Annotated in this window: 28 protein-coding genes, 1 tRNA gene and 1 pseudogene; 16 read left to right on the forward strand and 14 right to left on the reverse strand. The window is 56.7% G+C overall.

The features are described 5' to 3' along the window. Positions 1-14 precede the first annotated feature (14 nt). Both FP026_RS12000 and FP026_RS12005 read left to right on the forward strand, forming a co-directional pair. Positions 15-746, forward strand: a complete 732-nt coding sequence (locus FP026_RS12000; protein WP_149634832.1) for a B3/B4 domain-containing protein — start codon at positions 15-17, stop codon at positions 744-746. Between the two features lie 96 nt (positions 747-842). Continuing rightward, the gene (locus FP026_RS12005; RefSeq protein WP_149634833.1) at positions 843-2,072 is read left to right on the forward strand and encodes an MFS transporter; all 1,230 of its coding nucleotides are present in this window, start codon (positions 843-845) and stop codon (positions 2,070-2,072) included. Here FP026_RS12005 and FP026_RS12010 read toward each other — a convergent pair. Beyond that, positions 2,069-2,263 carry a hypothetical protein gene (locus FP026_RS12010; protein WP_149634834.1) on the reverse strand — a complete coding sequence of 65 codons (195 nt, stop codon included), beginning with the start codon at positions 2,261-2,263 and terminating at the stop codon, positions 2,069-2,071. The two genes, FP026_RS12005 and FP026_RS12010, sit on opposite strands and share 4 nt — an antisense overlap. Positions 2,264-2,359: 96 nt before the next feature. Here FP026_RS12010 and FP026_RS12015 point away from each other — a divergent pair, with 96 nt between their 5' ends. After that, positions 2,360-3,286, forward strand: a complete 927-nt coding sequence (locus FP026_RS12015; protein WP_149634835.1) for a LysR substrate-binding domain-containing protein — start codon at positions 2,360-2,362, stop codon at positions 3,284-3,286. Positions 3,287-3,296: 10 nt separating this feature from the next. On the opposite strand, the gene FP026_RS12020 is transcribed toward FP026_RS12015, so the two are convergent. Then, positions 3,297-3,689, reverse strand: a complete 393-nt coding sequence (locus tag FP026_RS12020) for a GNAT family N-acetyltransferase (protein WP_149634836.1) — start codon at positions 3,687-3,689, stop codon at positions 3,297-3,299. Between the two features lie 157 nt (positions 3,690-3,846). Between FP026_RS12020 and FP026_RS12025 the strand changes: the two genes are divergently transcribed. The 4 genes from FP026_RS12025 to FP026_RS12040 all read left to right on the forward strand — a co-directional run bounded on the left by FP026_RS12025 (position 3,847) and on the right by FP026_RS12040 (position 5,778). Then, the gene (locus tag FP026_RS12025; RefSeq protein ID WP_149634837.1) at positions 3,847-4,200 is read left to right on the forward strand and encodes a DUF1428 domain-containing protein; all 354 of its coding nucleotides are present in this window, start codon (positions 3,847-3,849) and stop codon (positions 4,198-4,200) included. An 83-nt stretch (positions 4,201-4,283) separates the two neighbouring features. After that, positions 4,284-4,709, forward strand: coding sequence for a secondary thiamine-phosphate synthase enzyme YjbQ (locus FP026_RS12030; protein WP_149634838.1), 426 nt, complete (start codon positions 4,284-4,286; stop codon positions 4,707-4,709). A gap of 181 nt (positions 4,710-4,890) precedes the next feature. Next, complete coding sequence (locus FP026_RS12035; RefSeq protein WP_149634839.1) at positions 4,891-5,196, forward strand: hypothetical protein; 306 nt, start codon at positions 4,891-4,893, stop codon at positions 5,194-5,196. A gap of 243 nt (positions 5,197-5,439) precedes the next feature. Then, complete coding sequence (locus FP026_RS12040) at positions 5,440-5,778, forward strand: hypothetical protein (protein WP_149634840.1); 339 nt, start codon at positions 5,440-5,442, stop codon at positions 5,776-5,778. A 229-nt stretch (positions 5,779-6,007) separates the two neighbouring features. Here FP026_RS12040 and FP026_RS12045 read toward each other — a convergent pair whose 3' ends face one another. After that, entirely contained in the window at positions 6,008-6,751 is a 744-nt protein-coding gene (locus FP026_RS12045) for an SIMPL domain-containing protein (protein WP_149634841.1), read from the reverse strand. Between the two features lie 161 nt (positions 6,752-6,912). Between FP026_RS12045 and FP026_RS12050 the strand changes: the two genes are divergently transcribed. Next, positions 6,913-6,988, forward strand: a tRNA-Ile gene (locus FP026_RS12050). A gap of 252 nt (positions 6,989-7,240) precedes the next feature. Here the strand turns inward: FP026_RS12050 and FP026_RS12055 are convergent. The 6 genes from FP026_RS12055 to FP026_RS12080 form a co-directional block, all read right to left on the reverse strand. Beyond that, positions 7,241-7,903, reverse strand: a complete 663-nt coding sequence (locus FP026_RS12055; RefSeq protein ID WP_149634842.1) for a hypothetical protein — start codon at positions 7,901-7,903, stop codon at positions 7,241-7,243. A gap of 264 nt (positions 7,904-8,167) precedes the next feature. Further along, positions 8,168-8,668, reverse strand: a complete 501-nt coding sequence (locus tag FP026_RS12060; protein ID WP_246665314.1) for a GNAT family N-acetyltransferase — start codon at positions 8,666-8,668, stop codon at positions 8,168-8,170. A gap of 215 nt (positions 8,669-8,883) precedes the next feature. Then, complete coding sequence (locus tag FP026_RS12065) at positions 8,884-9,279, reverse strand: DUF4440 domain-containing protein (RefSeq protein WP_149634843.1); 396 nt, start codon at positions 9,277-9,279, stop codon at positions 8,884-8,886. 44 nt (positions 9,280-9,323) lie between these two features. Then, entirely contained in the window at positions 9,324-9,707 is a 384-nt protein-coding gene (locus tag FP026_RS12070) for a hypothetical protein (RefSeq protein WP_246665315.1), read from the reverse strand. 2 nt (positions 9,708-9,709) lie between these two features. After that, a complete protein-coding gene (locus tag FP026_RS12075; RefSeq protein ID WP_149634844.1) occupies positions 9,710-9,898 on the reverse strand; it encodes a hypothetical protein in 189 nt (62 codons plus the stop codon). Positions 9,899-10,044: 146 nt separating this feature from the next. Next, complete coding sequence (locus FP026_RS12080) at positions 10,045-10,833, reverse strand: XRE family transcriptional regulator (protein ID WP_149634845.1); 789 nt, start codon at positions 10,831-10,833, stop codon at positions 10,045-10,047. A 350-nt stretch (positions 10,834-11,183) separates the two neighbouring features. Here FP026_RS12080 and FP026_RS12085 point away from each other — a divergent pair, with 350 nt between their 5' ends. The 4 genes from FP026_RS12085 to FP026_RS12100 all read left to right on the forward strand — a co-directional run bounded on the left by FP026_RS12085 (position 11,184) and on the right by FP026_RS12100 (position 12,867). Beyond that, positions 11,184-11,402 (forward strand): hypothetical protein, encoded by a 219-nt coding sequence (locus FP026_RS12085; protein ID WP_149634846.1) that lies wholly within the window; start codon positions 11,184-11,186, stop codon positions 11,400-11,402. 78 nt (positions 11,403-11,480) lie between these two features. Next, complete coding sequence (locus tag FP026_RS12090) at positions 11,481-11,753, forward strand: hypothetical protein (RefSeq protein ID WP_149634847.1); 273 nt, start codon at positions 11,481-11,483, stop codon at positions 11,751-11,753. Between the two features lie 57 nt (positions 11,754-11,810). Continuing rightward, positions 11,811-12,227 (forward strand): hypothetical protein, encoded by a 417-nt coding sequence (locus FP026_RS12095; protein ID WP_149634848.1) that lies wholly within the window; start codon positions 11,811-11,813, stop codon positions 12,225-12,227. After that, entirely contained in the window at positions 12,202-12,867 is a 666-nt protein-coding gene (locus tag FP026_RS12100) for a DUF6362 family protein (RefSeq protein ID WP_149634976.1), read from the forward strand. The genes FP026_RS12095 and FP026_RS12100 overlap by 26 nt, the downstream gene beginning before the upstream one ends. 74 nt (positions 12,868-12,941) lie before the next feature. Here FP026_RS12100 and FP026_RS12105 read toward each other — a convergent pair whose 3' ends face one another. Beyond that, positions 12,942-13,580, reverse strand: a complete 639-nt coding sequence (locus FP026_RS12105; protein ID WP_149634977.1) for a class I SAM-dependent methyltransferase — start codon at positions 13,578-13,580, stop codon at positions 12,942-12,944. Positions 13,581-13,836: 256 nt separating this feature from the next. On the opposite strand from FP026_RS12105, the pseudogene FP026_RS12110 reads away from it, so the two are divergent. Further along, positions 13,837-14,202: pseudogene (locus FP026_RS12110) on the forward strand (sugar phosphate isomerase/epimerase); the annotation flags it as partial. 81 nt (positions 14,203-14,283) lie between these two features. Here the strand turns inward: FP026_RS12110 and FP026_RS12115 are convergent. The 3 genes from FP026_RS12115 to FP026_RS12125 form a co-directional block, all read right to left on the reverse strand. Continuing rightward, positions 14,284-14,490: a hypothetical protein gene (locus FP026_RS12115; RefSeq protein WP_149634849.1), complete on the reverse strand. Its 207-nt coding sequence runs from the start codon at positions 14,488-14,490 to the stop codon at positions 14,284-14,286. 305 nt (positions 14,491-14,795) lie between these two features. Next, positions 14,796-15,092: a hypothetical protein gene (locus FP026_RS12120; RefSeq protein WP_149634850.1), complete on the reverse strand. Its 297-nt coding sequence runs from the start codon at positions 15,090-15,092 to the stop codon at positions 14,796-14,798. Between the two features lie 133 nt (positions 15,093-15,225). After that, complete coding sequence (locus tag FP026_RS12125) at positions 15,226-16,194, reverse strand: polysaccharide lyase (protein ID WP_149634851.1); 969 nt, start codon at positions 16,192-16,194, stop codon at positions 15,226-15,228. A 332-nt stretch (positions 16,195-16,526) separates the two neighbouring features. On the opposite strand from FP026_RS12125, the gene FP026_RS12130 reads away from it, so the two are divergent. Further along, positions 16,527-17,678: a polysaccharide biosynthesis protein GumK gene (locus tag FP026_RS12130; protein ID WP_188112555.1), complete on the forward strand. Its 1,152-nt coding sequence runs from the start codon at positions 16,527-16,529 to the stop codon at positions 17,676-17,678. 13 nt (positions 17,679-17,691) lie between these two features. On the opposite strand, the gene FP026_RS12135 is transcribed toward FP026_RS12130, so the two are convergent. Further along, a complete protein-coding gene (locus FP026_RS12135; RefSeq protein ID WP_149634852.1) occupies positions 17,692-19,200 on the reverse strand; it encodes a lipopolysaccharide biosynthesis protein in 1,509 nt (502 codons plus the stop codon). An 84-nt stretch (positions 19,201-19,284) separates the two neighbouring features. Here FP026_RS12135 and FP026_RS12140 point away from each other — a divergent pair, with 84 nt between their 5' ends. Together FP026_RS12140 and FP026_RS12145 are read left to right on the forward strand one after the other, a co-directional pair. Beyond that, positions 19,285-20,232 carry an ATP-grasp fold amidoligase family protein gene (locus tag FP026_RS12140; protein WP_246665316.1) on the forward strand — a complete coding sequence of 316 codons (948 nt, stop codon included), beginning with the start codon at positions 19,285-19,287 and terminating at the stop codon, positions 20,230-20,232. A 59-nt stretch (positions 20,233-20,291) separates the two neighbouring features. After that, the gene (locus FP026_RS12145; protein ID WP_149634853.1) at positions 20,292-20,780 is read left to right on the forward strand and encodes a heme-degrading domain-containing protein; all 489 of its coding nucleotides are present in this window, start codon (positions 20,292-20,294) and stop codon (positions 20,778-20,780) included. Positions 20,781-20,825: the final 45 nt, after the last annotated feature.

A 20,825-nucleotide genomic window follows, 5' to 3' on the forward strand; every position in this document is an offset into this window, starting at 1 on the left:
AGAAGGAGATGCCCATGTTTTTCCGCCATTCGAACGAGATGTGGAGCGAGTTTCCCGAACTGGTTCCCGGCGTGCTGTTCGCCGAGGGGATCGGTTCCGATGTCGATGTTACGGATCGCATCGCTGGATATCATACGATCGCCGCCGAGCGGCTGGCGCAGGGTAGCGAAAGCGAGATGCCAGAAATACAGGCCTGGCGGCGGACGTTTTCGAAGATGGGATTGAAGCCGACGCAATATCGCTGTGCGTCCGAGGCGCTGCTTCGCCGGTTTCGCCAGGAGGGATCGTTGCCGCAGCTACACCCGCTCGTCGATCTCTGCAATGCCATTTCGATTGCCTTTGCCATTCCCGTCGCCGCTCTGGATCTCGCGAAAATATCTGGTGATCTCGAAGTGCGGCATGCCGACGGCAGCGAAAGTTATCTGACCTTTTCCGGCGAGACGGAGCGCCCGGAACCGAAAGAGGTGATTTTTGCGGATGCGGTGGGGCAGGCGCATGCCCGGCGCTGGACCAATCGGCAAAGCGGCCTGTCTGCAGTGCGCGACGACACGCGCTCCGTGCTGATCGTCGCCGAGGCGATGCACGACGAGGCGCGCAGCGACATTCCAAGGCTGGTCGATGCAATTGCGGCGGAGCTGGCCGCCATCTGGTCGATCACGGCCACACAGGGGCTTCTCAGCCCTTCTTCACCGCGATTTGATCTGACATCTGCAACGAATTCGCAACGACGGCAAAAACCTGGTTGACAAGCCGCTTGTTCAGGCAGAGCAGGGGCTTCGATAGATTTCGAACGATTGAAAAGCAAGTCTCCGCGCATCCGCGCAGGCGGACGAAGAAGGCCGATGGATACCCTGCAGACTCAAGACCGGCCGAGCGTGCTCGGGCACTCTGGTTACCGTTCCTTTGCGGCATCGCGCGTTTTTTCCTCGATAGGCTTTCAATCCGTGACCGTCGCCATGGGCTGGATGATCTATGACCAGACCCACAGCGCCTTTTTCCTCGGGCTCGTCGGCTTGTGCCAATTCCTGCCCATGGTCATCCTGACCTTCGTGGTCGGTCATGTCGCCGATCGGTTCGATCGGCGACGCATCGGTCTTGCCTGCCAATTGATCGAAGCGCTGACCGCACTGGTGCTGGCCGTGGCCGTCTGGCAGCGCTGGATAAGTCCCGCCGGGATCCTGGCGGCCGTCGCCGTCATGGGGGCGGCAACGGCCTTCGAGCGTCCCACAATGGCGGCGCTACTGCCCAACATCGTGCCGTCCTCGCTGCTGCAGGTGGCCATCGCCACCTCCACCTCGATGATGCAGACGGCCTTCATCATCGGTCCGTCGCTCGGCGGCCTGCTCTATGGCGTCAGCCCTGTTGCGCCCTTTGCCGCTTCCGCCGGGCTATATGTCATTGCCAGCATCAATGTCATCTCGATCCGCCTTGAGCAGCGACAGGCTCCATCTCGCGAACCGATGACGCTGAGCTCCGTTTTTGCCGGTGTCTCCTTCATCAAAAGCCGGCCGGTCATGCTGGGGACGATCTCGCTCGATCTCTTCGCCGTCCTGCTTGGCGGTGCAACGGCGCTGTTGCCGATGTTTGCGCGCGATATCCTGCATGCAGGGCCGTGGGGACTTGGCCTCCTGCGCGCCGCGCCAGCGATCGGGGCGCTGGCCATGTCGATCTGGCTGGCACGCCGGCCACTGCAGACGGATGTCGGCAAGAAGATGCTGTTCGCGGTGCTGATTTTCGGCGTTGCCACCGTCGTCTTCGCGCTCTCGAGCAATATCATGCTATCCGTCGCCGCGCTCTTTGTCGTCGGTGCATCTGATACCGTCAGTGTCGTCGTGCGGAGCTCGCTCGTGCAGCTTCTCACGCCGGATGCCATGCGCGGCCGCGTCAATGCTGTGAATTCACTTTTCATCGGCACGTCCAACCAGCTTGGCGAATTCGAGTCCGGCATGCTTGCGAGCGTGCTTGGGCCGGTCTTGACCGGCATTGTCGGCGGCCTCGGCACCATATTCGTGGTGCTGCTCTGGATGCGGCTTTTCCCGGATCTGACCAAGGTGAAGACGCTCAGGGGCTAACGGCCTTCATCGCCCCGATGCACTTGTGCAAGGCTGTCCAGCCCGACATCTCGTAGCAAATGCCTGTTTGCCAAAGGCAATACGTCCCGCTTGCCGTTGCCTTTCGCATGCGGCCATTTTTCACCGTTGCTTTGTCGAAACAGAAGCCGCGTTATCCATGACTTGGCGCGGTAATCATGAAGGATATTCATCTGATCTCGACCTAAATGCTCTCGAGAATAGACATATGCCCCTAAAATAACGTGGTGTATAATGAAGCGTTGCGCTCCAATGTATGCGAGATTTTCATGGGAAAGAGACCGCTTCCACCGCTATCCGTGCTGCAGACATTCTGCGCGATCGCTGAAACCGGCGGCTTCGGTCGCGCCGCGGAACGGATCGGGCAGACGCAGACGGCCGTCAGCCATCAGCTTGCTCAGCTCGAAGGATGGATCGGAGGGCGGTTATTCGACCGAGGCCGAAACGGCGCAAGACTGACGCCATTGGGTGCGCGCCTGCATCCGGCAGTCGTTGGAACGATTGCCGAACTGGAGGCAGCACTTTACCAGGCGCGCGCGAGCGTCTCGGTTCGCAGCATCGCCGTTTCGGTCACTCCGGAATTTTCGAGCCAGTGGCTGGCGACACGCCTGCCGGATTTCTGCCAGCGTCATCCGGAAATCGAAGTGAAAATGGCCGTCGGTTATCAGCGCCCCGATTTCCAGCCTGGCGGTGCCGATCTGGCAATCTGGCTTGGCCGTGCCGAGGCAGGCCTCACGCAGGAGGAACTGCTGACGGACGAGGAGTTCGTCGTCAGTTCGCCGCAGCTATCGGAACGATTGCCGCCACGCGAGGGCATAAGGGCCGCGCCGCTGCTGCGTTATGCCGGCATGCGGCATACGATACTGGATTGGCAACGCTGGTACGAGCAGATCACCGGCGGGAACAATGGCGAGGCAATTCCGCGTTTTGACATCGCGCGGGCGGTGGAGGAGGCGCCGTTGTTCGATTCCTTCGCCGCCATGCTTGAAGCCTGCCGGCAAGGCCGTGGTTTCGCTCTTGTTCGCAGCTCGCTGGTCGCTCGCGATCTCGCCGAGAAGACGCTGGTTCGGTGTTTCGTCGAGGTGCAGCCGGCCGCCGTCAGCTACAATCTTCTTTATCCACCGAACGCCTTGCTGAATCCAGCGGCAGTGCTGTTTCGCAATTGGTTGCTTTCGCAAATCCGCTCGTCGGATTAGGGCGCCTGCCTCAATCGCGCAATCTTATCAGGCCGGCCTCGGTGGAGGCGAAACCAAGTTTTCGATAAAAGCCGGTAAGGTGTGGTTCGAAATCGACATGCAGCCATTCAGCGCCGCCCTCGCGAGCCAGGATTTTCGCCCGCTCGACCAAGGAGCTCGCAATGCCCTGTCGCCGAAATGCAGGATCGACGCAGGTGTCGAGAATGAAAGCGTGAATGCCGCCATCCCAAGCGACATTGACGAAACCGACCAGCCTCGCGTCGGCGAATGCGCCGACATGGGCGAGGTTTCTGGAAAAGATCGGTTGGAAATCCCGCGCGGAGGAGGCCTCCCAGGCAGATGCCCATAGGGCATTGAGCGCCTCATTTCCGAGATTTGGATTGTCGCTATATTCTATCTCCATTGACGTCCCTTCGGATGGGTACTGTGCGAATTCTTGTCCGTCCGATCTGATCAAATCGAAGGCGAAAAGCGCTGAATCGAAAAAGTGCTGAACCTATGTCGGATCCGGTCATTCTCGATCGTCCTTCAAAGGTGAGCATAAAACAAAGGAGGCAAAAATGTCCTATGTCGATGGTTTTGTTGTTGCCGTGCCGAAAGACAAGATCGAGGCCTATAAGGCATTGGCGCGCAAAGGCGGAGAGGTCTGGCGCGAATATGGTGCGCTCAGCTATGTCGAGGCGATAGGGGACGACGTGCCCTATGGCGAACTCACCTCCTTCCCGCGTGCGGTGCAGGCGACGGAAGACGAGGTCGTGGTGTTTTCGTGGATCACCTATGAATCGCGGGAGAGCCGCGACGCGATCATGGCAAAGGTCATGGCCGATCCGCGTTTGGAGCATGAAATGAAAAACATGCCCTTCGATGGCAAGCGCATGATCTATGGCGGCTTCAAAATCGCCGTTGCACTATAGGCGGTAGGCAGTGGCCGGACTTGACATTCCGGCCACTGCGCCCGACCTGATGCGGAGTGCCATCGCCACGTCAGGGAAATGCCATGCCGCAAACCGTTGTTACGCTCGCCACCCACGGGCAGGGGCTCTACGAATTCACCGAGGAGGCGGCGGAATTCGTTCGGACAGTGGCGGGCGGCGGCGAGGGGCTCTTGACCGTCTTCGTGCGCCATACGTCCTGTTCCCTTCTCATTCAGGAGAATGCCGATCCCGATGTGAAGACGGATCTCAAGGCTTTCTTCAGCCGGCTCGTGCCGCCATCCTCCGATCCTTCGATGCGCTGGATCGTGCATACGCTGGAGGGGCCGGACGATATGCCGGCGCATATCAAGGCGGCGCTGACTCAGGTTTCGATCGGAATTCCGGTAATGGCCGGCCGGCTGGCACTCGGCACCTGGCAAGGGATCTATCTTTTCGAGCACCGCGACCGGCCGCACCGGCGTGAAATCGTGCTGCATTTTTCTGCCTGAGCCCTTTGCATACCTCGCGTCAACCGGTTGTTAAGCGTCCTGAATACAATCTGAACGGCCAATTCGCGTTCGGTTCAGCTTGGCTGACCTAACGTGCCCTCAATCCCAAAGGTGTCGGTCATTAACCGGCCCGATAACGGGATTGCAACGATCCGCAGCAAGGATTTGAAGGAGAAACACCATGACCAATCTTTTCGCCAAGGCAGGTATTGCAGCCCTCATCGCTCTCGGCGCCATCTCCGCAACGGCCGTCACCGCATCGGCTAACGATTTCCATCCCGGCATCCAGCAGGCACGCTATGACCACTATCGCGGCCGCAGCTGCTCGCCGGGCCTCGCCGTTCAGAAGGCACGCGACATGGGCCTGCGCCGCGCCCGCATCGACAACATCACGCCGCGCCGCGTCGTGGTCGAAGGGTTCGGCCGCCGTGGTCCGGATCGCGTCGTCTTCGCAAACGTGCGCGGTTGCCCGCTGATCCGCCGCTGATCGCAGCGCACCGAAGTTTTCCACATCTATTCGACGGATTCGAAGCCGCCGCCGAAAGGCAGGCGGCTTTATTATTTACGTTGTGCTATTATTGGCCATCTGGTGTCATTTTAGCGTTCATTGTAGCTGAATATTGGATGAGTGGCTGATTCTGAGCTCGTTCAGTGTCGCATCGTTACCTCTTGCTCGTTCGCTCGGCAAATACTGCGGAGATGAGGGCGGTTTTGATTTACGGAGTACATAATGAAACAAATGCTGGCAAAGCTGGGGGTCACCCTTGCGGTCGCAGTGACTGCTCTGTCGGGCACGGCGGATTTTGCTGCCGCGCAGGGCGTTGATATCTATGTCGGTCCCGGCCGGCATCGCCCGCCACCGCCAGACTATGATCGGCCGCCGCCGCGTTTCGACCGCCGCGGCTGCGACCCGCGTCAGGCTATCGACGTTGCCCGCAGCTACGGTCTGCGTCGTGCCCGCGTCGTGGATGTGACGCCGCGCCGCGTCATCGTCGATGGCTTCGGTCGCCGCGGTCCGGATACGATGATGTTTGCCAATGTTCGCGGCTGCCCGCTGCTTGGCCGCTGATAAGCATTGCGGGCGCGCAAGGCGCCCGCTCTTCATGTTGACCTTTTCGCCTTTTTTGGCGGGGGCCGCGAAACCGTCCTTTGCTCGGTCCGAAATGGATTTGAGCGAAGGGCGGTTTTGTTTTGATCAAGAGCGGTTCAGCTTTTCACGGAATCTCTGATCCGCTCTATCTCTTTGTTGTCTAGCAATTCCGGACGGAAAACCGCTCAGCACTTTTCCTGGAATTGCTCTATTGCTGGATCGCGTAGGTGATGCTCACCGAAGCGTTGTACTCGTTCTCACCGGTTGCGACCGGAACAGCCTTATCCATCGGCGCTGCTGCGGCCATGCTGCGCATGTAGGGCTGCGGCGGAGCAGCGACCCCACCCTCATGGATCGCGATGACGCGGCCAAGCTTGACGCCGGCGGCATCCGTCAGGGTCTTCGCCTTGGCGGCGGCATCGGCGACGGCCTTCTTACGGGCTTCTTCAAGAACCGTATCCGGCTTGTCGTTGGTGAATTGAATATCGCCGCCCTGGTTGATGCCGAGCTTGACTGCCTGGTCAAGCAGGCCGCCGAGCTTCGAGAGGTCACGCACACGAACGGTCAGGCCGTTCGTCACCTGATAGCCGGTCAGGACCGGCGGCTGGCCACGGCCGTCCTTGTCGTTCGGATAGGTATATTGCGGCTGGATCGAAAAGCCCGAGGTCTGCAGATCGCGTTCGGCAATACCGCTCTCCTTCAGCGTCGTCAGTACGGCGCCCATGGCCTTGCTGTTTTGGTCGAGCGCATCCTGAGCTGCCTTCGCCTGCTGGACGACCGACAGCGTTACAACGGCCATATCCGGCGCAATGGCCGCATGTCCTTCACCAGTGACGGTGATGACGGCTTCCCGCGGCTTGGCGTCTTCGGCAAAGGCTGCAGCCGCAGGCACGAAGAAAGCGGCGCTCACAAGAGCGGCAAGAGCAAAATCTCTGGTTTTCGTCAGAAGCATGGTTCGTTCCTTGGTTGATAATTCCTCGGGATTCGCTTTTGCGGATTGATTGTGAAGCTATTACGGCAGTCCCTTGTCCGAAAAGAGAAATTGGGTTAGAGCCAAGTCGGCTGCGGGGAACCATTGCTCCGGAGTCGCAAGCGCGAAGTTTTTGTCGCGCCGGGCCTGTAGCTCAATGGTTAGAGCCGGCGGCTCATAACCGCTTGGTTGGGGGTTCGAGTCCCTCCGGGCCCACCATTTCTTTCAATGGCTTACATGGAAAATTGCTGAAATATCGCGTGATGCGATCACCACTTCCATTTTAACCTCCTGTGTTGGAGCGTTGTGGGTGAATTGGCTTGTCGTTACGCTATGGTCAAAGATACTTATTGACCAACGGGGCATCATGATGATTTTGACCGCTCAGCTTTCTAATTGTGTGCAATTCTCGCGCGAATATGTTTCCCCATAGGCAAAGCCATCCTGTGGGCTGCAAGGTCGATATGATAGTCAGCTCTGTGGTAGCGAGAAGACGAGCACCACAGTAACGAAAGCTACAATTACAACTAGAAGTGATAGTTGGAACGAGCGGTTTATTATCGCGAACGACCTGCCGATCCTTGCGCGGGCGATCGAAACGAGGAGAACACAAATGATGATTGTGACAGCTAGTGCTGCCAACAGCATTGAAAGCTCGTTTCCGATATCGGCCAGCCCTGTATCCAAAAGCCCGCGGATCACGGGTCTTTGTAAGGAAGGTACCTTCGCTGCTACTTGATCGGTCAGACGCAAAAGCCGTTGCTTGAGCGTCCACGACTCGAAAATCAAAAAGCCGACGGCAAGTATAAAGGCAGCGTTGGCTACGCCATTGACATTGAAATAGAGATGTTCAGCCGTAGAAAATTTGGGGTTTTCTGCCATGCTTTCAATTTGACGTGCCCTCTCAGCGGCAGTCTCCCTTACTTCGGCAATTTCCTCCTTTAGTTCGTCGATATCTTCTCCATCTCGTGGAGGTATCACGGGCGTTGGACTGGCTGCCGGCATCGGCTTGCGAATTGAAAGAAATGTCGTCAAGACGAGAACAACGACACCCAGAATCGCGGCGCTGATCTTTGGATTAACGTTCTCAAGGTTCTGGGCAATGAATTGGATGATGGGAATAATAGCTTCCACGGTCCGCTCCTCATTCAGAGGCTGTAATTTACACTAGATTGGCATCCGCCCTTTACCTATGCGAGTGCGCAATTGGTGTAATCGTCCCATTAATTCGTATATTATCGTGCTGGATTGCGAGGCTTTACCAACTCAATAGAGCCAAGTCCCTTTCAGGGCGGTGCCATGAGCGGCCCATCGCCATTTGGGGGCTCTTCAATGACCTGTGGTCTTCATCGGGCGAATTGCCTGTTTCGGGCGGACGCCATGTGGCAGCCGACTGCTCTATGCCGCATCGAATCCGGCGTGATATGCGACCGCGCCGGTTGGCGCAGCTCCCTCGAATACGATGCGCTGAAAATATTCGGCGGGCACGTCGGCGTAGCGCAGGGCAGGGTCGCTCGTGAAGCCGAAGCGGGCGTAGTAGCGGGGATCGCCGAGGACGACGCAGCCATTGGCGCCGTGCTCTTTCAGGCGGGCCAGTCCTGTCTCTATCAGCGCCTTTCCAATGCCGTGGCCCTGCCGGTCGGGCCGGACAGAGACCGGGCCGAGGCCGTACCATTTTTCGGCTCCGGATTCGATGGCGACGGGCGAAAAGGCCACATGCCCGACGATCTGGTCATTCTCCATGGCGACGAGTGAAACCGTCAGCGCTCCCGCGTTTCGTAAGGTATCCACGATTGCGGCCTCCGTGCCGGAACTATGCTCCGCGCCGTCGAAGGCGGCGATGGTGACTTTGCGGATGGCGTCAATATCCTCCGGCTTTTCTGCGCGTAATTCGGTCAACGATAGGGTCTTCCATGTTGATGGTTTGGTTGCGTATTCTCTAAACGCAATGGCTTGTCTCGAATGGAGTACAGAGGAAATGTTCATGCGCATTATGGTGCCGAATGGCATTCGCAGCCAGAGCAGAAGCTTTAGCGTCGACTACTGCCTATATGGAAGCCGCATCGACGGAGCAGGTGGGTGTATTGAAGCGCAGGTCATACAATTTGCCGGCTTCAGTCATCCGGCATTGTCGGCGTGCCTTGATGAAATATCATCTGCCATCGACCATCGATGCGCTGCCAAATCGAACTTCGCAGGACATGTCGGGCAGGTTTGTCTCCTTCTGCAGATCGAACGCTTCGATATGTGACGAGGACGGCGTCAGGGGAAATCGACCGAAAGGTATAATCGCGCGCCATGACGGGCTGTGAGGGCGGTTCTGTTTTTTCCGCCGCTAGATGCATGATGAGCTCGTCCCTATCATCGTAGATCGTTCCCGAACTCCCGAATTCGACAAAGCCTTTCGCGAGGAGGCTTGCCACCGTGCGTGCGGATTGCCGAATTTCAGGACGATGCAATTCTTCCTCAAGCCGGCGGATTTGTTCGAACTCGCTTTGTGAGATTTCCATCTATGACCCCGCGCGGTCTGGTTGCGATTGTCACATGCTTCCGGTTACATCAGTTGTTCGAGAATTCGCTCTTGCTCAAGCTTGCGGGGCTCATCATGATCGATTTGCCGGCATTGCTCCAGCTCATTGGCAAAAAGCTCTGCGGCGTGGCGGCCGGCATGCGTCCTGTCATCTTCGATGACCGCAGCGATCCGTCGAAATAGCTCCATTTCGAAGCTGCTGGCAGCGTTCGAAAGGCTCGGTCTCGCCAATCTCGCGCCACCATCGAGGCGGATAGCCGAGACGTAAAATTCGTCTTCATAATCATCTCCGGCAGAGGTCAATTCAGCGCGGCCATAGAGCAACAGCCCGGTTTCCCAGCGATCGCAGAGGCGAATGCTGAGCTCGTCGAATGAATATTCGCAGGAGAAGGCGGGGCTGGCTTGCATGATCATACCTCCATTTGCGCAATCGATGCAGGGAAGGCGTTTGCTTCCTGAAAATCAGCGGCTTTCGAAGTCCCGGCTGACCCCGGCGAGATATGAAGCGGTGCTCCGAGCATTACGGCAATCTCCTTTCGATATTTCTTCGGATCGAATATCGATACCGTGGCCTGTCCGGTTTCGCTGACTTCGCGCAAGCTTTACGTCTTGCGCGGGCTCAATCCTTTCAGGGCCGACGGCACTTGATATGGATACTGCACATAAACATAATACGTGTCAACATTATTTATGTTGTTTCAATTAAGGACGACACCAAAAGTGTTTCTAAGTCTATGCGGATTAGCTACTTGCGGGCAATGTGTCCGCAAATGCGGCCGATGACTGTCAGTCGCTCGAGCTCGACGGTGAACGTCTCAAGGGCAGGATTGTCCGAAATGATCTTCACTTGGCTGGGGTGGGTGAAGGGCACGCGCTGAAGGCGCTTGATCTGCGGTTCGGAATAGCCGTCGCTGATGGCGTAGACGGTATCCGTCGTCATTTGGTTCTGGGAGAGGTCGACGATGACGCGATCACCCGGCATGTAGGTCGGCTGCATGGAATCGCCGACGACTTCCATGATGATGGTATGGTTCGGCGAGGCCTTTGCCTCGTTCCTCAAATAGCCTGTGGGAATAAGCCATTCCGCGACGATTTTATGCCCCGCGACGTTACCGGAGCCGACAGGAAGGTTGATGACTTCGCCAATAATGCCGCTTCCGGCTCCCAATTTGACATCGACTTCCGGCATCGCGCCTGCGATCTGCGGCGTCCAATGCTCGCGGCTATAGCTGTGCTCTTCGCCATCTTCGGCAAATCCGTCCTGATCCTGCACGTCGGGATCGAATGAGGTGACGATGGTCGGCGCCACACGCGCCACCGTGCGCGGCCCTTCTCCTGTCAGGAGATAGCCGGCAGATGTCCCGAATTTCTTGGCGTAGCGATTGGCGATTTCTGCATTGAACTCGTTCTGCCCGTTCTCGTGCGCGCGATAGGTGGACAGGCTCACGCCGAGCGCTTCCGCTGCCTTCGTGGCTGATGGATAATTTGCGGCTTCGCGGGCCGCCTTCAGTCGTTCGCCCATGGATTTTTGCATTTTTCGACCCTTGCAAAATTTACAACATAAATCATGTTGACATCATCTTTATTATCAACATAATTGGTGTTTATCAAGGGGCCTGCGGCGTAAGCTGCTGCGGACCGATCCGCGGATTTTAGGCCGGATGTATTGAAAGGTGACGGTATGACCACAGGCAGAAGGGGTAGAAGGGCATCGTCCCGCGCGGGATATTTCGACTGCTTCTTGGGCTGCCCCGGTTGCCGGCGCATCCTGTCGATTGCGGAAGTTATCGAACTGCATTGCGAGAACTGCGATCTCGCGATCGTGCCATTGGAAATAGCCCTTGGCGAGCCAGTCAATGAAGCGCCGGATCTGGGAAGATTGTCATGAGCGAATTGCTTCAGGGCTTCCTGGCTTGCGTGGGCGCAGCATTTTTCTTCGGCACCATGCTGGTAGCGGTAAAATCAATCATCAGCAGATCGTCATGCTCATATGGCGAGAATGAAGATTGTGGTGCGCCGGAAGGGGATCAGATCCACTTTCGGGTCGCTGAAGACGAAAATACTCGTGCCGAGAAATCGGCACGTCTCGTCGAAATGGGCTGACGATCACCAACGCTTCCCATCGAAACCCAACAGAACACTCAACAGACAGATCCGGTCCGTCGGCCGGAGGAGGTTGCTATGAACGAATTTCAAATCGGAACTGAAGCCGTTGCCGACGGTCATCACGGTTGGATCCGCAAGGTGCATCGAGCGACAAACGAGATAGTCCGCGATAGTCGCGGCGAGCCGATCGTTTTTGCGACGCAGGATGCAGCGAAGGCTGCCGCCGGCGAGGCGATGGTCGCCTATCTCAATACGCCGATGCTGCGAGATGGGGCGAGGGTCGAGGCAATTTTCAAGGCGGAAGCCTTCTTCAAACCGAAGCCTGCCACTGCCGCGGGCGTTGCCTGATCCGTTTGCTGGAATGGGAAAAGCATCAAATTCAGTGAGGAAAGGAGTTAAGCTGTCATGACCAAAGGCAGGCTGGATCTTCTTCTCGATGGGCTCGGCATCAAGCTGGTTCCGGTCCATCGGCGACGCGCCCCCGCGGAAAGTCACGCGCGCGGGACGATGCAGGAAATCCGGGGTCGCTATGGCGATGGCCATCTGGTTTTCGTCTTGCGGTGCATCCGGCAGACCGGGAGCAATCGGGACGAACTCTGGTCGGACACGATCGGTGCGGTGTCCGATGTCCTTGCGCAGCGCCAGGATTGGGCGCTGCAGCGTCCGGGCGATCTACTAGGCGCCTTCGACGATATCGCACTTGCTTCCTTGCGCACGGATGCGGTCGCACGACGGCCTTGGCCTATTCGCGCGACGTTGCGCACGCTGATCTATCAGGAATTGGAGAAACGACTTGATGCACCGATTTGCCTTGCAGTTTGATGACCTGTCCAGTTACGCGGCCGAGATCGCTGATTTGAGCCTGATCGTCCGTGCCCGCTTCGTCGAGGCTGCCGACACGATGGTCCATCTCGATGTGCGAGGCGTTCGCCCTGACCGGATGCGGACGCTTTGGCCGGAGGTTTTGCCAGAGCCGACGGACCATGCCGATATCCGCATCCGCTATCGTCCGAGTGCCGCGGCGATCAGCCGGGCGGAGGAGGTCTTGCAGGAATGGCTGCGCATTCACGTACAGGACGAGGAGCGGCGCATCCTGCTTTCGCGCTGGTCTATTTGCCTTGCTGCGCCGCATATTGCCGGATCCTTCCGGGATTTCTGCGCGCGGACGGGGCGGGTGCGCCGCACGGCCGAGCGGCGCATTCAGAGCGAATTCCAGAATCTTGCCAGCGCGCTTCTCGCCGGCTCACCGATATTGCAGGAGCCGGATTGGTCGCGCATATCCCCGATGATGCCGAATGCGCCTGGTCGGCTCGATCGGGTAAGACCGCAAGCACCCAAGCATGAAAACCACTGGCTGCCGGATGATGCGCGGCCTGTCTTCGATGCGGCAAGCCCGGAACTTGCCGAACTGGCCAAACGACTGGAGCGCGGAAACCGCAGGCGCGCCAAGATGAACGCCTGATTTGCAGCGACGATTGCGGTCCGAACCCGCATAATCGTTGCGATGCATCAATATCTCTGCTCGGTGACTTGTGGTCACTCGAATGCAAAGACGCCGGCCGGGCACGTCCTTGTGGTGTCCTCGCCGAAATCCTGGACTGCATATTCCGCCAAAAGCCGAAGTCGCGATTTCGGCAGATGCGCGCGCCAGGGATCACCGATCAAGATGTCAATTCCCTGTGCCAGGCAGTGATCCAGAAACGCTATGACTTTCTCGGCAAGAGCCGCTTCATAGAAAAGATCTCCGACGCATATGACATCGACTTCGGGCGGTTCGCCTTGCGTCAAGTCCGCGAGCATCGTGTTGATCGCTACACCATTGAGTGCCGCATTGAGCTCGATCGTCGCTATGGCATAGGGATCGATGTCGGCGGCATGGACTGTCGCGGCCCCTGCTTTTGCGGCTGCAATCCCGACGATTCCCGAGCCGGCCCCCAGATCCAGCGCGCGACGGCCGGCCACGCTTTCCGGCCTGTCGAGAAGGTAATGCGCCAGAACCAGGCCTCCTCCCCAATAATGCGCCCAATAGGGTGAACCGAATTGCGGATCCCGCTCGGCGAGGCGTCGCAACCCGCTTTGCGGGCCTGCTTTATGCAGACGAATGTCCGTAATGCGGGGAACGGGCAGGACTGGAAGGTTGGCGACGATAAATTGCCGAATCCACTCGTTGTTCATTGCATCGTCCGAACCGCGATATCGTTGCCGCAGCGAACTCGTGCGCATCAGCTTGAGCTTTTCCTTCGATTGAATTCTATCGTCCATGGCAGCGGTTCTTTGAGGTCCAAGCAGGTGGATTGAGGTTATCCGCTTCAATTCGTCGGACTGCAGAGTGCAATATTTTCCTGTGATTTCAATCTATTATTTGTAATCTCCGTCAAAACTCGCATTCCTTGCGCGGCAAGCGCTCTTCAAGGGTGTCGCCAATTGAGCCGAAAACTGGTTTGATCTCTTACCAAGCCCGGCGGAGGTCAACCAACTTCTTGATGCATTGGACGGCAAGGTCGGTCTCAACGGGGACTTCGGCAATTGGGAGCGTGCCGGAAAATACGATGATCTCGCGAGGATCATGGGTCGCGCCGAGCTTTGCCACGCAAAGGGGCGTTATTCCGCAGCTGGCCTTGATGCCGAGGATTATATTCGTTGTGTCAAGCTTTCCACCGCCGCCGGCTACGAGGGGCCTTTTACGCTAATATATGATTCGGCATACCGTCGGGACGAATGGTCCGGCATCCTTGAAGAGCGGGACTGCATCGCCAATGTTTTGAAAGATGAGACGGTAGCTCAGAACTTGCTGTAACTGAAACGGTACCACCGTTCTGTTCGATATAGATCGTCCTATATCGCGATTTTTAGGATGGATGGGTGCTGGACCTGATCATCAATGAAACTCATGGTCGTACAGAGCGCCCAGAAGCTGGTCCTGGGTTTGATAACCGGCATTGTAGAGATCGATAGCCACGTTGGCCGCGGACAGGCCCTCCTGACTTTGCAGTCTTATACTGCGCTCCGCGCACCAGGCGAAGAGTGCGCCTGCGAGGACATCAATGTCGTCAGGGTAAAGCGGCGCGTTGACCATCATAGACATTCGCTACACCATTCATTGTTGGAGCTGAGATCAGTTTGGGGTGAAGCAAACACTGCTTTGGTTTTGGAAATTTGCAACCGCCTTCATTGCTCGACGTTAACGTCAGCCTGATATGGAACAGGTAGCGTGTCTCTTAATGTGACAAGGGTTCTTTACGGCACATCATTGCAGAGTCTGATGCTCAGGCCGGGCTGTTGGATGTGTAAGCCTGTCCTTTATGCCGTGTGGCGCAACAAACAAAAGGACGCCGAGCGTAATTGCCAGCGCCACTAGAAGGGATAATGCGAGCTTCGGTCTGGAAGGCATTATTGGTGAATTGGATAGGACGCCCTGACTGCGGCCTCGATCAACTCCTCGGCATACGAAAGTGCCGATGCCGTGTCTTCTCCGTCGAGTTTCAGTTCCTTGCACTTGTGATGCATGGCTCTGCGAATTTGTGCGAGCAATGCAGCGTCAATATCGACTTCTCCTTCGTCAAAGACGTGCGTCAACGCAGATTGAGCAACAATTTCCAGAACTGCGACCCTACCTTCGATTTCACCGAGGGATGGTATTGCATTCCTCTTCACGTGCTGTTTGCAGTCGCGATGGGTAGTAAGCATTTCGGTCACCTCCTTCACGAAAGAAGATAACTAACGAAAGGAGAAAAAGTTCGGCGGAATTTGCTAAAAAAGCGATTTTTGCAGCGTTCACCAGCGACGTTTATCAACGATGGGAGTGCCTTCATCTATCATCTCACTTCATGGGGCACAGACCGGGGTTCGACAATACATCAGCGCAATGCGGTGAACGGCGAAAATCATCATAATAGAGAGTCCAAACCGTAGTATCGGCGGCGCGATATGGGCCAAATTTAAAGTATTGATTCTTTCCAAGCCCGTGGTCTGCATGTCCTATGTGGCCGGTAACCGATACGATCCATTTATTGTTAGCGAATATTTCGATATGACCCGAGCCATCCGGGCCGGGTTTGCTGTAGATGGCGAAGTCGATCCAGCCGGAAGAAGGAGTTGGTAGCTTGTTGCCGCGATTTATTACCTTGATTGCGTTGGTGCAACTGGTGAATTCTCCACCGTCGCCGTCATTCCAATTATCATCCGTCGCGACCAAGGCACGCATCTGATTGGTGTCCGGCCGGAACCAAACAGGCGTTTCGCCGTCACCACAAATTTCACCATCGCCCTTGGATTTGCCGTTCCTGGTCGGTGCGACGTAGTTGGTTTCCACTGTGGCGAAAAGCTTGCCGTTGTTCAGCCGCAGGGCCAGGAAGGGGCTGAAATCTCCCTCTGCCTTCGGCCCGATTTCCCGTTTCCATTGCGCAATGAGATAACGATGATCGCCGGACGGGATGGGATCGGCAAATTTCACGGCAAAGCCGTACCAAACTCCCTCATCGTAGGGTACGCGATATTTGGTACGCTCCCAGATCTCCGCTCTTTCGCTGCAATTCGCTTTACCGGGCGGGCAGAATGGTTTGACACTCAGCTTCAGCGCGCCGGCGCCGGTCCGCTTGACCTCCGATTGAAATTCAATCGCCCCCGCTTTCTGCTCGAAGTTATCGCGATAATAAAGATGACCGGACGGCGCGAAATCCGTACCGTCGAAGCCGTCGTGCAGGACCATCTGCGCCGGGTTGTCAGCCAGAGTTGGCGTTGCTGCGCAGGTGCAGGCCAGGATGGCGGGCAGTGCGTATTTTGCATTCATGCAGGAGTATTCCTCTGGCGGGACATTCATACAGCTTTATCAATGACCTGTTCGCTTCTTGCAGGCAAGCGAGAGCTTGCGCGACCTAAAGGCAGATCGATGGTTCGTGAATCAAATCTGATCAAATCCACGAGAACCACAACCTATTAATGTGTTGATTGATGGTGCTACTTTAACCGCCTGTTAGACGCTTTGCGGTTCATATCCCCATGGATTGGGCTTGGTTGCGGCTATCAGCGCCCCGGACATGATTGTTCGTCGCCGCAACTTCAACGACGTTTTGATGTCGGTCATGAGACAAACCGGCGAAAGGTCGCTGTTGGGGACCGCCTTTGGCAAATGGGGATACAGAGCTGGCCATAAGCGAGGCCAAGCAACGACGGAAGATCGTGATTCTAACGTCGCACGCGTTTCTGCGCGGCTACCGCAAGGCGTCGATCCACTTCATCGCGTCCTGCTGGGCCGAACAGGGAGATAAGGTCGATTTTGTTACTATAGGACATAGCTGGCTGACCCTGTTGAAGGATCGCTCACGCTTTCGCGCGCTGTCCCAAGACCAGGCGAACCGATTTCAAGTTATCGCTGCTAACTTGAGAGCAGGTGCTTATCTTCCTCCGTTCCATGCCTTCAGCTCCAGCAACCGCTTTCTGAATGTAACAAATGCAGCATTCTTTCGGCTCTATGGCAGCTATCTCCCGACTTTTGCGCGGCGCGCAATCGCCGATGCAGATCTGGTCGTGATCGAAAGTGGTTCGGCACTCGCATTCTTTAACAAGGTTAAAAGGCTGAATTCGAGAGCTCGCACCTTGTATTTTTGCCGCGACCTGCTGCGCAGCATAGGCGCAGCACCAGTGCTGCAAGAGATTCAGGCCGCTCAGATTGGATGCTTCGACACGGTTTGCGTTCCTTCGGAAAGGTTGGGGGCGATGCTGCCACCGGGGGGGCGTGTGTGTGTCATTCCTCAAGGTGTCGACGCCGCACTGTTTGATCGCGAGCAGCCGTCACCATATCAACCCGGCAGCCGCAATGCGATTTCCATCGGCAATATGCTCTTTGATCAGGCTTCCGTCGCTGCCGTGGCGGCGGCTGCTCCTGATGTGAATTTTCACGTTTTCGGCGCAGCATGGAGCGGCTGGGCTCAACCAAATATCACGATCTACGGCGAGCGGGACTTTGAAAGCATCGTTCCTTATCTGCAGCATGCGGATTTTGGCATTGCGCCTTATCGGCTCACAGCCGATGAGGTTTATCTCGCTGAATCAAGCCTGAAGCTCGCACAGTACAGCTATTGCGGCTTGCCGATCCTGCTGCCTGATCTTGTTCCCTTTAAACGTGCCAACGGCATTCCATATCGTCTTCACGGCGAGGTTGCCTGGCGAGAGAAGATCGACGCGGCACTGGCGATGCGACGTTCGACGGCTTTCCGCGATGGAATAATGACCTGGGACGAGGTTGCCCGGCAGACTTTGGCCGCCGTCTTTTAAGCACAGTGATCTATTAGCTCGGAGCGAGGAAATTGAGCAGTCTGTCGGCGAATGGACGTGATGCTCTCGGCAACTTCGCCGCCGCCGTATCCATCAAAATCTGCACGTCTTCGGGTGTAACCAAGCGCAAAAAGCGGATTGCTAGCATGTAGGTGATTGCTCCGGCGGGAATGGCGACTACAAGCGCCGCAAGTCCGTCGAGGCTGTAAACGCCGAGACCTGCGGCGCTCGCGCAAAGAAGAGCTGCGAGCATCGTTTTTGCCAAGGCCGCGATAGGGACAGCAACGCGGACATATTTCCAAGCCATCAAGCCAAGCAGCGTAAACGTCAATATGACGATCATCGCCCGAGCTAGAGCAGCACCCTCGAGTCCAAGCAGAGGCACAAGAGCGGTCAGCAACACTATCGTCGATATGCCGCTTGCGATCTGTATGCGCAACAAAACAGCGCTGCGACCGGAAGCGCCGATTATACCCCACGGGATTACGGACATGCCGGCAAGCGAGACAAAAGCCAGTAGGGTAGCCGCTGCGGGAATGGCAGGCTCGAAGGCGTCGCCGAAGATCAGCGGCAAAAGTTCGGGCATGATGGTTGCGCCGCCAAGGCTGATCGGCAGCATGATCAGGGCGACGATACGGATAACACGTTGATACGCCGCATCAAGCGCCTGCTGGTCATTTCGCGCATGTGCCTCGGTGAAATTGACGATCAATGCCGGCGATATCTGGAGCATGGCCTGTTCAATGAGTCCGGCCAGGCCGAGGCCCGCCGCGAAGTAGCCAATGCTGGTCGGAGAGAGAAAGATACCGAGAAAAAGGAACTCTATGCGCGAGAGGACGAGGATCTCGATGAGATCGCTAAGCCACATGTACCGGCCATAGCGCAACATTTCCGGTGTGAGCGCGTTCCGCGAGTATTTTGAAGCGGGATCAATATAGCCTCGCAATTTCAACGCCTGCGGCAGATATCGGGCGACATAGCCGATCAAGGCGCCAGTCGGGCCTAGCAGCCAGGCTCCGGCGAAGACAAGCGGAACTTGCATCGTTCCGCCCAGTAAAGTCGTGCGGGCCGTTTGCCCGAAGCGGTTTCTTCCACGTGCCACGGCGGTCGAGAATACATGGAACGCATAGCTCAGGAACAAGAGCCCGGTGACCAGCCAGAACCAGGCATGCCATGCATCGCGGTGAACGTAAGTAATTGCGGTAAAGAGAAGAATAACCGCGGTAATCATGCCGACGGATATGAGAAAGCTGCGCAGCGCCGTACGGACCAATATTTTCCATGCGTCGCCATTGCCCGAAAGGCTCCCTGCATTGCGCAGCAAGGTTTGGGGCAGGCCCATGTCTGCCAGCGCTGCGGCCGCCGTCGCAACCCATAATGCATAGGCGACTTTGCCCGATCCGGCAGGGCCGAGCAGGCGGGCGGCGATGATGCTACTCGCGAAGCCTGCTACCAGCGAAATGGATGTTGCTGCCAGGCTTATCAGTGAGCTTCTAAGAAGATTGGATGCAGACGTGCTCATGGTCATCTATCTTGAAGGCCGACGCATAACCTTGTGTTAAAGGCGGCCTGATAGTTTTCACTTGCGTTCTAGTTGAAATTCAAGATGGCTGCTATGACAGATCGAGCTGCTGAGGGGGATGGATTTCTCATTCCGGGATATCTGCAGAAGGGATTGCGCGAGCGGATGCACAATCTCCTGTGGCGGCTTATGTCGCCTTTGCCGGACAGGGCTTATTGTGCTCTGAAATATCGTACCATCCGTGGCAAATTCCCCAATTTGACATCACCTCAAACCTTTACCGATAAGGTGCAGGCGCGGAAACTCTACGATCGCAATCCTCTCTTTTCACGCTTCGTGGACAAGGCCGACGCCAAGCTGCTGATTGCGGAACGGGTTGGCAGCCAATATGTCATTCCCACGCTTTGGGTCGGGACCAACCTGGCTTCCGTGGATTGGGCGGAAATTTCTTTGCCTGCCGTTGTCAAGCCGACCCATGCGAGTGGGGTGGGACGATTTCTTTATGGAGAGGCGGATGTGGACCGGCTTCTCAAGAATGATCCCTCGGCTGAGTGGCTATTGATCGATCATGCTTCCTACAACAGGGAGTGGGCTTACAGCCAATTGAAGCGCCGCATTCTTATAGAAAGCATGCTGCTCGTCGATGGCAGAGTTCCCTGGGATTATCGGCTCTTTACCTTCAACGGCAAGGTTTCTCATATCGAGATCGACATACGTGAGAATGGTCGAGGCTATTCCTGCAACTATACGCCCGACTGGCAGAAACTGCCGTTTTACGATCGGGATTATCTTGGTCTTTATCCAGGCGAAGTTGCGCGACCGCCGCGGCTGGATGAAATGATCCATGTCGCTGAAACCGTGGCGCATGATATCGATTTCGTTCGTGTCGATCTCTATGCATCGGCGGAGTGGGTCCGTGTCGGCGAATTGACCTTCTATCCCGGCGGAGGCTTCGAGGCGTTCGAGCCGGAAGAGTATGATCTCTTCATCGGTCAAAAATGGCGGCTTGGTTTCGAAGTCCCGAAGAGATAGGTGGACAAATCACTTTCTCCACGTTTGATAGGCCGATCCATTTTTAGGAAAGGCTTTCCATGACGATCGATCAGGACCTTGCTCGTATCGAGCTGCAAGAGGAAACGCTGCGCTTCGACGCTTTCGATCTTTCGACCGCCTGGGTGCTCGGCAAGCTGCTGCGTGACCTGGCCAGCGAGCGTAATCTGGGCGTCGCCATCGATATTACGCTGCATTCGATGCCGGTTTTCTACATTGCGTTACCCGGCTCCACCCCGGACAATTCCAATTGGATTCGCCGGAAACGCAACATGGTTTTGCGCTATTTCCGCAGCAGCTATGCCAGCACTTTGCGGCTGCAGCAGCAGGGGAAAACGATCGAGGACAATGGGCTTTCAAGCGCCGAATATGCCGCATCCGGCGGCAGCTTCCCTATTTTCGTCAATGGCACCGGCTGCATCGGCGCAGTTACCGTTTCTGGCCTTCCGCAGCGTGAAGACCATAATCTCGTTGTCGAGGCATTGGCTCTGACGCTTGGTCACGAGCTTCACAACCTCAATCTCGCATAGAAGGCTGAGGCGGCGCCGGGTTTGGATCGGGCGCCGCCGTCAATC

Source organism: Martinezella tropici (genome assembly GCF_008370325.1).
Lineage (GTDB): Bacteria > Pseudomonadota > Alphaproteobacteria > Rhizobiales > Rhizobiaceae > Rhizobium > Rhizobium tropici_B.

What these genes read in the sequence shown, in the direction of transcription:
- FP026_RS12000 (WP_149634832.1), top strand. Translation starts at nt 15, where the DNA reads ATGTTTTTCCGCCATTCGAACGAGATGTGGAGCGAGTTTCCCGAACTG.
- FP026_RS12005 (WP_149634833.1), top strand. Translation starts at nt 843, where the DNA reads ATGGATACCCTGCAGACTCAAGACCGGCCGAGCGTGCTCGGGCACTCT.
- FP026_RS12010 (WP_149634834.1), bottom strand. Translation starts at nt 2,263, where the DNA reads ATGAATATCCTTCATGATTACCGCGCCAAGTCATGGATAACGCGGCTT.
- FP026_RS12015 (WP_149634835.1), top strand. Translation starts at nt 2,360, where the DNA reads ATGGGAAAGAGACCGCTTCCACCGCTATCCGTGCTGCAGACATTCTGC.
- FP026_RS12020 (WP_149634836.1), bottom strand. Translation starts at nt 3,689, where the DNA reads ATGGAGATAGAATATAGCGACAATCCAAATCTCGGAAATGAGGCGCTC.
- FP026_RS12025 (WP_149634837.1), top strand. Translation starts at nt 3,847, where the DNA reads ATGTCCTATGTCGATGGTTTTGTTGTTGCCGTGCCGAAAGACAAGATC.
- FP026_RS12030 (WP_149634838.1), top strand. Translation starts at nt 4,284, where the DNA reads ATGCCGCAAACCGTTGTTACGCTCGCCACCCACGGGCAGGGGCTCTAC.
- FP026_RS12035 (WP_149634839.1), top strand. Translation starts at nt 4,891, where the DNA reads ATGACCAATCTTTTCGCCAAGGCAGGTATTGCAGCCCTCATCGCTCTC.
- FP026_RS12040 (WP_149634840.1), top strand. Translation starts at nt 5,440, where the DNA reads ATGAAACAAATGCTGGCAAAGCTGGGGGTCACCCTTGCGGTCGCAGTG.
- FP026_RS12045 (WP_149634841.1), bottom strand. Translation starts at nt 6,751, where the DNA reads ATGCTTCTGACGAAAACCAGAGATTTTGCTCTTGCCGCTCTTGTGAGC.
- FP026_RS12065 (WP_149634843.1), bottom strand. Translation starts at nt 9,279, where the DNA reads ATGGAAATCTCACAAAGCGAGTTCGAACAAATCCGCCGGCTTGAGGAA.
- FP026_RS12070 (WP_246665315.1), bottom strand. Translation starts at nt 9,707, where the DNA reads ATGCAAGCCAGCCCCGCCTTCTCCTGCGAATATTCATTCGACGAGCTC.
- FP026_RS12080 (WP_149634845.1), bottom strand. Translation starts at nt 10,833, where the DNA reads ATGCAAAAATCCATGGGCGAACGACTGAAGGCGGCCCGCGAAGCCGCA.
- FP026_RS12085 (WP_149634846.1), top strand. Translation starts at nt 11,184, where the DNA reads ATGAGCGAATTGCTTCAGGGCTTCCTGGCTTGCGTGGGCGCAGCATTT.
- FP026_RS12090 (WP_149634847.1), top strand. Translation starts at nt 11,481, where the DNA reads ATGAACGAATTTCAAATCGGAACTGAAGCCGTTGCCGACGGTCATCAC.
- FP026_RS12095 (WP_149634848.1), top strand. Translation starts at nt 11,811, where the DNA reads ATGACCAAAGGCAGGCTGGATCTTCTTCTCGATGGGCTCGGCATCAAG.
- FP026_RS12100 (WP_149634976.1), top strand. Translation starts at nt 12,202, where the DNA reads ATGCACCGATTTGCCTTGCAGTTTGATGACCTGTCCAGTTACGCGGCC.
- FP026_RS12105 (WP_149634977.1), bottom strand. Translation starts at nt 13,580, where the DNA reads ATGAACAACGAGTGGATTCGGCAATTTATCGTCGCCAACCTTCCAGTC.
- FP026_RS12115 (WP_149634849.1), bottom strand. Translation starts at nt 14,490, where the DNA reads ATGTCTATGATGGTCAACGCGCCGCTTTACCCTGACGACATTGATGTC.
- FP026_RS12120 (WP_149634850.1), bottom strand. Translation starts at nt 15,092, where the DNA reads ATGCTTACTACCCATCGCGACTGCAAACAGCACGTGAAGAGGAATGCA.
- FP026_RS12125 (WP_149634851.1), bottom strand. Translation starts at nt 16,194, where the DNA reads ATGAATGCAAAATACGCACTGCCCGCCATCCTGGCCTGCACCTGCGCA.
- FP026_RS12135 (WP_149634852.1), bottom strand. Translation starts at nt 19,200, where the DNA reads ATGAGCACGTCTGCATCCAATCTTCTTAGAAGCTCACTGATAAGCCTG.
- FP026_RS12140 (WP_246665316.1), top strand. Translation starts at nt 19,285, where the DNA reads ATGGCTGCTATGACAGATCGAGCTGCTGAGGGGGATGGATTTCTCATT.
- FP026_RS12145 (WP_149634853.1), top strand. Translation starts at nt 20,292, where the DNA reads ATGACGATCGATCAGGACCTTGCTCGTATCGAGCTGCAAGAGGAAACG.